An 8007-nucleotide genomic window follows, 5' to 3' on the forward strand; every position below is an offset into this window, starting at 1 on the left:
GTGGACATTTATGACGTAGTGAATGGCGGTCCGTTCCGTCGCCCCGGAGAGCCTCATCAGCCCGAGGGGGTCGGCGGATCAGCGCTAAGCAGGACCACGAGGCGCGGAGTTGCCGATTCCTCCAAAACGACGCAGATTACGAGAGCTACTTGCAGGACCTGCGGGTGATCACTGAAATCCCCCCCCCGCCTTGAGAGGCGCCTCGAACCCGTGTCTGTGACTAGTGCTCTGACCGCATGGGTTGACCGGTTTGGTGATCGTGACGGTTGGATGGGTGGTGACGTCCGATGCAACCGCTGGAGGCGCGGTGGCCGAGCCCGTCGGTGTGCGCAGACTGACCGACCAGGAGGGGCAGAAGCTGCAGCAGAGCGTGCGGCGGGGCAGCACCAGCTCGGTGCGCTACCGGCGCGCGATGATGCTGCTGGCCTCGGCCGGCGGGAACCGGGTGCCCGTGATCGCCCAGCTGGTGCAGGCCGACGAGGACACCGTCCGGGACGTGATCCACAGGTTCAACTAGATCGGCCTGGCCTGCCTGGACCCTAGGTGGGCGGGAGGCCCTCCCCGCCAACTCAGCTCTGGCGACGAAGACTTCGTCATCCAGGCGGCTGCCATCACCCGCCCGGCCAAGCTCGGCCAGCCCTTCACACGCTGGTCCCTGCGCAAGCTCGTCGCCTACCTGCGCAAAGCCCACGGCCACATGATCCGCATCGGACGCGAGACGTTACGCTGCCTGCTCACCCGCCGCAGCATTACCTTTCAGCGCACCAAGACATGGAAGGAATCCCCCGACCGCGAGGCGAAGCTGGGCCGGATCGAGGAGGTCCTCGACCGCTTCCCCGACCGGGTCTTCGCTTTCGACGAGTTCGGCCCGCTCGGGATCCGTCCCACCGCGGGCTCAGGCTGAGCTGAGCAGAAGCACCCCGACCGGCTGCCCGCCACCTACCACCGCACCCACGGCGTGCGCTACTTCCACGGCTGCTACTCGGTGGGCGACGACGCCCTGTGGGGCGTCAACCGCCGCAGAAAGGGCGCCGCAACACGCTGGCTGCGCTGAAGTCGATCCGCGCTGCCCGGCCAGACGGTGCCCCGATCTACGTGATCCTGGACAACCTATCCGCCCACAAAGGCGCCGACATCCGCCGTCGGGCCAGGAAGAACAAGGTCGAGCTGTACTTCACCCCGACCTATGCATCCTGGGCGAACCCGATCGAAGCCCACTTCGGACCACTTCGGCAGTTCACCATCGCCAACTCCCACCACCCCAACCACACCGTCCAAACCCGGACCCTGCACGCCTACCTTCGCTGGCGCAACGCCAGCGCCCGCCACCATGACGTCCTGGCCGCCGAACGACGTGAACGCGCCCGCATCCGCAGCGAGAAAGACATCCGCTGGGGCGGACGTCCCCTCAAGACCGCAGCGTGACCGCACTTCCCACCCAGTGCGCAGCTCCTCGTGAAAGGCTGGGAGCATGATGGGTGGACCGTCTGAGAACCCAGAACTCTGGGCCTTCCTGGAATCACTGCACCGTGGCGAACTCCTCTCCGGCACCGTCACAGCGATCGAACGGTTCGGTGTGTTCGTGGCGCTGGACGACGGACCCGACCATCCGGTCTTCCCCGGCGTCGGATTCATCTCCTTCGCGGAACTGTCCTGGCGACATTTCGATGCGGCCTCCGACGTCGTGCAGGTCGGGCAGCGCCTCTCATGCGAGTTTCTCCAGTTCGACACGTGGAACCTGGAGGCCAGACTGTCCTTGAAAGCCACACAGCCGGACCCCTTTCAGATATTCGCCGACACCATCGCGGTGGGGCAGAAGCTGCCTGGCCAGGTCACCAAGCTGATCCCGTTCGGCGTCTTCGTTCAGGTCGCCGACGGAATCGAGGGACTGGTTCACCTGCGAGAGCTCGCCTGGACACCGGTGGAGAGTCCATCAGATGTCGTCCAGGTCGGCGACAAGATCACGGTGGTCGTCACCGAGATCGACCGAGAGCGACGTAGGCTGGCCCTCTCCCGACGACAAGGCTCATCCGCCGACGTGTGATGCGCTGCCTTCCTGCGACAGCTCCCTTGCGCGACTGTTCCTGGCCGCCTGCTCAGTCAAAGGAGGCACACTCGCCAGGCCGGTGAACCTTCCCGGTCAGAGCACTAGCTGACGTGCTCCCCGGCTTCCGCTGCGGCGCATCAGGAACCCGTACACGATTCAGTGACAACGTGGGCCGACTGCTGTGCGGCGGCCTGGACGGCTGAGAGGTCGCGGCGGTGCAGCCGGTCCTGCAGCTGCTCGGACGCGTCACGCCCGTCGGCGCTCCAGGCAATGAGTTCGCCGTCCAGGGCGGTCGCGTCCTGCAGTCGCGCGGCGCCGGCCACGACTTCGGGGAACGCAGGCCCCACTTGGGTGCTGCGCCGCGAGTGCAGCACGATCCAGCTGCCTTCGACGGACGGGGCAGCGCGGAAGCCGTCCCATTTCAATTACGCGGCCGACCCCGCTGGTAGGACGGGGATGCGCACCATATGGATGGGGATCGGCTCGGGCAGGATCCACGTCAGGCGCTGCGTTTCGGCTTGGTGGCCGTTTTCTTGGCTGCTTTCTTCGCGGTGGTCTTCTTGGTGGCCGTCTTTTTCGCTGGCTTCTTGGCTGGGGTCTTCTTCTTCGGGTGCAGTTCGTGGACGTCCGCGTCGCCCTCGCCGCGGGAGTTCCGGGCTTTCTTCACGGAGGCTTCCAGGGCGGCCATGAGGTCGACGACCTTCCCGGCCGGTGCTTCGGACGCCGGTGTCTCAGGAGGGGCCTGGCCGTCGCGGGTCATGTGGCCGATGAGGGCCTGCGGGGCGATGAGGGTGTTCTTGCTGATCTCGTACGCCTTGCCGATCTCGTCCTGGGGTACCTCGCGGTCCTCGATCTCGCAGATCTTGCGGACGCGGCTCATGTCTTCGAGGTGGTACTGGTGGAAGCGGATCGCGTGGTTCTCGGTCGCGGACACCACGTGGATGGGCACGGTCACCAGGCCGAACGAGATGGCACCTGACCAGACAGTTCGGGGCACGACGAACCTCCTGTACGGCCCCGAGACCCCCAGCCTACGAGCGGCGCCCCGTCTCGGCGCGCATGGGACATACGTCCACCGCGGGCAGGGCACGCCCCCTACGACCGCGTGCTGTGCCCGGCATCAGTGGCCGGACACAGCACGCGTTTCCGGCGGTGAGGGTCAGCCGGAGGCCTGAGCGACCGTCTCAGTCGAAGAGGATGTCCAGCACGAGGCCGACAACGTCGCCGACGTTCTCGGTCCCGTCGCGGCCGTCGGAGGAGGGCTGAGCAGGCGCTGCAGAGCACGCAGACGGGGGCCAGTTGAGCAGGTGGAAGACCTGAACGCCTGTCCTGCGGGTACCAGTCGGCGAAGTCCTCGTCGTTCCACAGCTGTCCAGCCGGTCACGTACCCATATCGCCGTCGTAGCCCCCCGGTTGCTCGCCCGCGCAACCTGCGCAGTCAGAGACGGGACTTGCTCACCGGACAGGGGGCGAAGGGACAACGGGCACCTCGACAACTGCATCGGTCGGCCGAACTGTCCGAGCATGCCCGTTGACCACGCTGCCGCACCGGGAGGCTCCAAGATCCCCGACGGGGTCAAGCTCAGGATTTTCCAGTGCGGGTGGCCAGTGGGGCGCGTGTGGCGGTGACTCTGAGGAAGTCGAGTTGTTCCGCGGAGGGTGTTCCGGCGGCCGCGGTGTAGGCGACGATCCTGAGGTCTGATCCGGGAACGGTGAGGATGTCGCAGTCGAGGGTGATGTCTCCTACAGAGGGATGGGTGACGGTCTTGCGGTCATGGCCGAGTGCGCCCGCGACACCCTGTGACCAGAGTTGCGCGAAGCGGGGACTGCGGGTGGTGCAGTCCTGGATGAGCCGGCGTAGGCGGGGGTCGTCCGGGAAGGTGCCCTGTGCGGTACGCAGATCGGCGACGAGGGCGGCTTCCAGGGCTTCCTGACCACGTTCGGAGCGAGGCAGAGGGCCGGAGTCGACTGCGGGCAGGAACGTTTCGAGTACCAGGTTGCGCTGGTCCGCGGGGGGCTGCGCGGGCTCGCCGAACAGTGCGGCCCACAGCCCGGTGCACGTGATGAGTGTCCAGTCCGCGGTGAAGACGCCCAGCGCCTGATCGGTGAGGGCAGCGAGCAGGCGCTGCACGCTGGGCGGGATGTGGGTGGAGATGCGCCCGGATCCCGGCAGGGGAAGGTGTGCGAGGCGGTAGAGGTGATCCCGTTCGGTCACCTCCAGGTGCAGCGCGCGGGCCAGCGCCGCAGCGACCTGTTCGGAGGGGCGGCTGGCGCGTCCCTGCTCCAGGCGGACGAGGTAGTCGACGGAGAGTCCGGCGAGCGCGGCGAGCTCCTCCCGGCGCAGACCCGCAGCCCGGCGTTTGCCTGTGGCAGGAAGACCCACGTCTGCAGGTGCGAGCCGGTCGCGCCAACGCCGCAGTGCTGTGCCCAGCTGATTCTGTTCCTCGGTCACCGTCCCAGTATCACCGCCCGGCTCGTGGTGAGGGTGGTACTGCCATTCCTACCGTTGTCTGTTGCACTGGTTGCGGCCCTCGCACCGGTCGACAGTGGTCGCAGCAGGCAACGCACATGGACCTCTCAGGTTCAAGCAGGCGGTTGCCTGGCAGTCCACTACGACAGGCTGAGGTCAATGTCTGAAAACACGCTCGCCCGGAACCTGATCGGCGGAGAGTGGAGCGAGTCCGGCTCCGTACAGGAATCGGTCAACCCCTCGACCGGCGAGGCCGTCGGTACGTACGTCTCGGCGGGCCGCGCGGAGGCCGAGGCCGCGATCGCCACGGCACGTACCGCCTTCGACACCACCGGCTGGTCCCGTGATCCGGCACTGCGCTCCCGGGCCCTGTTCGAGCTGGCCGACCGGATCGCCGAACGCATCCCCGCTCTGAGCCGGACCCTGACCCGGGAGAACGGCAAGCGACTGGACGAAACGGCCTGGGAGGCCGCGATCTCCGTCGACTGGCTGCGCTACAGCGCCGCGTCCGCACTCACCCAGGTGGCCGGCCGGGCCGCCGAGCCGACGCCGGGCCAGTACTTCTACTCGTCGCCCGAGGCCATGGGGGTCGCCGGCATCATCTCGCCGTGGAACTCCCCGATATGCCTGACGGTGCGTGCCCTCGGTCCGGCGATCGGCGCGGGCTGCACCACCGTGGTGAAGCTGCCCGGACAGACCGCACTGACCAACTCCCTGCTCGCCGAGGCCGTCGCCGCCACCGAATCCCTGCCCCCGGGCGTGGTCAACATCCTCACCGAGGCGGGCAACGAGGTGGCACCGGCGCTGGTCGAATCGGCGGACGTGGATGTGCTCAGCTACACCGGCAGCACACACGTCGGCCGCCTCATCGCCGCCGCTGCCGCGCCGACGCTCAAGCGGCTCAACCTCGAACTGGGCGGGAAGACCCCGCTGATCGTTTTCGAGGACGCCGACCTGGACGCCGTCGTCCCGCAGTTGGTGATGGCATCCATCCTGATGAACGGGCAGTTCTGCTGTACCGGCTCACGCGTGCTCGTGCAGCGGGGCATCGCCGATGAACTGCGCACGCGGCTGGCCGCGGCACTGGAGGCGGTCAGGGTCGGGCCCGCCGAGGACCCCTCCACCCAGCTCGGACCACTGATCGACAGGGCCGCCGTCGCACGGGTCGACAGCATCGTCGAGGAAGCCTCCTCCTACGCCGAGGTCATCGTCAGGGGCGGGCCCGTCACCGACCCCGCTCTCGCGGGCGGCGCGTTCTTCCGTCCGGCACTGCTGGAGGTGGATCGGCTCGATGTCCCCCTGGTACAGCAGGAAGTCTTCGGCCCGGTCCAGACCTTCGAGATCTTCGAGGACGAGGCCGACGCGATCCAGCGGGCGAACGCCACCGACTTCGGCCTGGCCGCCGCGCTGTACACGCACGACGATTTCCGGGCCCGTCGGGTCGGACGCGAGCTCCGGTTCGGCGGGATGTGGGTCAACACCTGGGGCTCGATGTCCGAGCACTTCGAGCAGGGTGGCTTCAAGCAGAGCGGAATCGGCGTGCTGTGCGGTCCCTCGGCCATCGGCGAGTTCCAGAACATCAAGACCTACGCCACCGCCGTGCCGCGACAGCACTGAGGATCGCGGTTGGCAGGGCCGCCCACACCCCGGCTCCACGCGCCGGTCAGGACCGCGCAGTTCCCGCCGACGGCCTGACCGGCATGAGCCACTGTTCGTACCAATTCTCCCAGGAGCACAGCATGTCCAAGAAGTCACCGCAAACTCAGGAAATCGTCGTCGTGACCGGGGCGTCGACCGGGATGGGCGCGGCCACCGCGAGGGAAATGGCCCGGCGCGGATTCCATGTCCTGGCCGGCGTGCGCCGCGACAGCGACGGCGAGGCCCTCCTCGCAGCCGGGGTCGAGCCGGTGATCCTCGACATCACCGACCAGGAGCACATCGCGGCGCTGGTGGCACGTATCGACGGCGACCCGCACCGCCGCGCCGTGCGGGCACTGATCAACAACGCCGGCCTCCCCTGCGCGGGTCCGGTCGAAGTGGTGCCGCTCGACGAGTGGCGTCGCGTGTTCGAGGTGAACGTCTTCGGGACCGTCGCACTCACCCAGGCTCTGCTGCCCGCCCTGGTGCGCAGCAAGGGCCGTGTCGTCAACATCAGCTCGATGAACGGCAAGGTGTCCATGGCCGGCTACGGCGTGTACGCCAGCAGCAAGCACGCGGTGGAGGCGCTGAGCGACGCCCTGCGCAACGAATTGGCCCCGTACGGCGTGCAGGTGGTGATCGTGGAGCCGGGCGGTGTCAAAACCGAAATGGCCCGCGTCGGACTCTCGGGCCTGAGCGACCTCACCACCCGGATGACCGCGGAGCAGAACGAGCGATACGGCGCCTTGATGCAGGCGATTCCCTCCCATGTCGCCGCGTTCACCGAGGCCGGCGCGACCTCTGACACTGCGGCTCAAAAGATCGCCAAAGCCGCGACAGCCCGTAAGCCCCGCACTCGCTACACCATCGGCGCGTTGACTGCCTTCCTCATCCGCGCCTCCAACCTCCTTCCCGACCGGGTGTTCGACCGGATGACCATGTCCGATCTGCGCAAGCACTACCCGGACAAGGCCAAGTCCGCCTCGGCCACCGCGGGACGTCACGCTTAGCTGGTTGGATCGGGCGCGCGGCGGCCCGTCATCAGCCTCGGGACCAACCCGCCTCCGCCGTCGTACGCCCAGCAACATCTGGAGATTGACCATGACGTAGTCGTATCTGCTGACACCCATCGAGCCACCCCTCCCTGAAAGGGGTGAACGGCAGCGGCGAGGACTGTGACGATGCCGCGGCCTGGCACCGGGCTCTGACCAACTTCCCCGGCCCGAGGTATCCAGGCAGTTGACCGCATTACATAGCCGCTCGGACACTGTGCCCCTCCTGGTCACCTCGATGAAGACCGCGCTCTCCTCCACGCGGCGGCGCAGGTACAGGCCCGTCAGTCCGAGCGGCAGTGAGATCAGGAACAGGACTCGCCATCCCCACACTTTCACCCGTGCCTCCCCGATCAGCTGGGCAAGGAGGCCAGTCCCACCGCGGAGCAGGTCGGCAGCAGTTCGATGGCGGCGGCGGAACCGGACATCAGCGGGATCACGGTGAGGAGCGTGTTGGGGCGGCCGATCCGGTCTCCCTGGCTGCCGCGAAGTGCATGCTGCCCAGGGGGCATGCGGGGAATGACAGCGCACGGTCTTCTGACATGGGTCTCTGACATGGGTGCCACCGTTGGCGGGCGAACGGGCCTGAAGACCCTTGTCGGGGAGTTCGGTCCGCCGGTTGAGGTGCTGAGGCTTGACCCAACCCACAATTGGTAGAATTTGCCTGCCATTTGTGGCGAGTGTAGCTACGGTCCCACTAGGTCGTTTCTGATGGCTCTTGTTGGGTGGGGTGGACCAAGCTTCTGAGCGGGCAGGTGCGGGGCATGGTGCGGCGGCATGAACTGAGTGATGCGCAGTGG

The 8007-nt window shown here is 67.4% G+C and carries 7 protein-coding genes and 1 pseudogene; 4 read left to right on the plus strand and 4 right to left on the minus strand.

From position 1 onward, the window contains the following. Positions 1-307: 307 nt before the first annotated feature. Positions 308-1425, plus strand: a pseudogene (locus C6Y14_RS43490) (IS630 family transposase). A 46-nt stretch (positions 1426-1471) separates the two neighbouring features. Further along, positions 1472-2044, plus strand: a complete 573-nt coding sequence (locus C6Y14_RS43495) for a S1 RNA-binding domain-containing protein (protein WP_107022459.1) — start codon at positions 1472-1474, stop codon at positions 2042-2044. A 140-nt stretch (positions 2045-2184) separates the two neighbouring features. On the opposite strand, the gene C6Y14_RS43500 is transcribed toward C6Y14_RS43495, so the two are convergent. The 3 genes from C6Y14_RS43500 to C6Y14_RS43515 all read right to left on the minus strand — a co-directional run bounded on the left by C6Y14_RS43500 (position 2185) and on the right by C6Y14_RS43515 (position 4499). Next, positions 2185-2472 (minus strand): ATP-dependent DNA ligase, encoded by a 288-nt coding sequence (locus tag C6Y14_RS43500; protein ID WP_107022460.1) that lies wholly within the window; start codon positions 2470-2472, stop codon positions 2185-2187. 74 nt (positions 2473-2546) lie between these two features. Next, positions 2547-3044: a Ku protein gene (locus tag C6Y14_RS43505; protein WP_107022461.1), complete on the minus strand. Its 498-nt coding sequence runs from the start codon at positions 3042-3044 to the stop codon at positions 2547-2549. A gap of 585 nt (positions 3045-3629) precedes the next feature. Further along, the gene (locus C6Y14_RS43515; RefSeq protein WP_107022462.1) at positions 3630-4499 is read right to left on the minus strand and encodes a helix-turn-helix domain-containing protein; all 870 of its coding nucleotides are present in this window, start codon (positions 4497-4499) and stop codon (positions 3630-3632) included. A 177-nt stretch (positions 4500-4676) separates the two neighbouring features. Between C6Y14_RS43515 and C6Y14_RS43520 the strand changes: the two genes are divergently transcribed. Next, positions 4677-6134 (plus strand): aldehyde dehydrogenase family protein, encoded by a 1458-nt coding sequence (locus tag C6Y14_RS43520; RefSeq protein ID WP_107022463.1) that lies wholly within the window; start codon positions 4677-4679, stop codon positions 6132-6134. A gap of 122 nt (positions 6135-6256) precedes the next feature. Next, entirely contained in the window at positions 6257-7165 is a 909-nt protein-coding gene (locus C6Y14_RS43525; protein ID WP_107022464.1) for an SDR family oxidoreductase, read from the plus strand. Positions 7166-7560: 395 nt separating this feature from the next. On the opposite strand, the gene C6Y14_RS44415 is transcribed toward C6Y14_RS43525, so the two are convergent. Then, positions 7561-7719: a hypothetical protein gene (locus C6Y14_RS44415; RefSeq protein WP_159074427.1), complete on the minus strand. Its 159-nt coding sequence runs from the start codon at positions 7717-7719 to the stop codon at positions 7561-7563. Positions 7720-8007 lie beyond the last annotated feature (288 nt).

The sequence above is a fragment of the Streptomyces dioscori genome (genome assembly GCF_003024195.1).
GTDB classification, from domain to species: Bacteria; Actinomycetota; Actinomycetes; order Streptomycetales; family Streptomycetaceae; genus Streptomyces; species Streptomyces dioscori.

What these genes read in the sequence shown, in the direction of transcription:
- C6Y14_RS44415 (WP_159074427.1), bottom strand. Translation starts at nt 7,719, where the DNA reads ATGCCCCCTGGGCAGCATGCACTTCGCGGCAGCCAGGGAGACCGGATC.
- C6Y14_RS43495 (WP_107022459.1), top strand. Translation starts at nt 1,472, where the DNA reads ATGATGGGTGGACCGTCTGAGAACCCAGAACTCTGGGCCTTCCTGGAA.
- C6Y14_RS43525 (WP_107022464.1), top strand. Translation starts at nt 6,257, where the DNA reads ATGTCCAAGAAGTCACCGCAAACTCAGGAAATCGTCGTCGTGACCGGG.
- C6Y14_RS43520 (WP_107022463.1), top strand. Translation starts at nt 4,677, where the DNA reads ATGTCTGAAAACACGCTCGCCCGGAACCTGATCGGCGGAGAGTGGAGC.